The sequence below is a fragment of the Oleiphilus sp. HI0061 genome (assembly GCF_001635675.1).
Map to the genome: position 1 here is coordinate 1 of NZ_LWFE01000443.1, position 1,155 is coordinate 1,155.

Below are 1,155 nucleotides of genomic sequence, written 5' to 3' on the forward strand. Positions count from 1 at the left end.
AGATATTGAGGGAACTAGTCAGGCTGATACACTTTTAGGTGGTGCTGGTGATGACTGGATCGCAGGTTTTGAAGGCGATGATACTCTGTATGGTGAAGGTGGCGACGATATCTTAGTTGGCGGTGCTGGGAACGATACTTTGTACGGCGGTTCGGGTGAAGATGACTATGATTTCGACCCTGGTTTTGGTCAAGATGTCATTTACAATACTGGAAGCGACTATAATGAGATATGGCTTTACCAGGTTAATGAGTCGGATGTGGCTTATGCAAAGCAAGGCAATGACCTCGTGGTTTCTATTATCGGAACGTCTGATCAGATAACCGTTAAAGACTGGTATGAGTCACCGGAACGAAAAGTAGTAGTGTATTTCGATGATTTGGATATCACACATTCAATCGATCATATTGAGTCATTAGCGACTGACGAGAGTAGTTCGAGCAATAGCGAACCTACCGCTCTAGCGGATACAGCAAACACCGAGGAAGATACTTCCATTATCATTGATGTGTTAGCCAATGACAGCGATATCGATGGTGATAGTCTGAGCATTAGCTCTGCTTCAGCCTCGTATGGTTCGGTTCTCATCAATGGTGATGGAACGCTGAACTACACACCTAATGCCGATTTCAATGGTTTAGATAGCATCAGCTATGAAGTCTCAGATGGTAACGGTAGCACCGCGGCCTCATCGGTATTCGTCACGGTTAACCCCGAAAACGATGCGCCTGTTGCTGTATTCGATACGGCTGCAACGCAGGAAGATACGTCAGTCACGATTGATGTGTTAGCGAATGACAGCGATATCGATGGTGATAGTTTGAGCGTTAGCTCTGCATCAGCGGTAAGTGGTGCTGTTGTAATTAATGGCGATGGAACGCTGAGCTACTCGCCTAATGCAGATTTCAATGGTTTAGATAGCATCAGCTATGAAATCTCAGACGGTAACGGTGGCACCATGACCTCGTCAGTCTCTGTCACAGTGAACCCTGAAAATGATGCGCCTGTTGCTGTTGCAGATGCGGCAGCAACACAGGAGGATACGTCTGTCACCATTAATGTGTTAGCGAATGATGGTGATATCGACGGAGATAGTTTGAGCATTAGCTCTGCATCAGCGTCAAATGGTGCTGTTGTGATTAATGGCGATGGCAC

General features: G+C 46.2%; 1 protein-coding gene. It reads left to right on the plus strand.

Going from position 1 to position 1,155, the window contains the following annotated elements; translation table 11 throughout:
* A partial coding sequence (locus tag A3735_RS05935; RefSeq protein ID WP_156499448.1) for a tandem-95 repeat protein occupies window positions 1–1,155 on the plus strand: 1,155 nt, incomplete at both ends.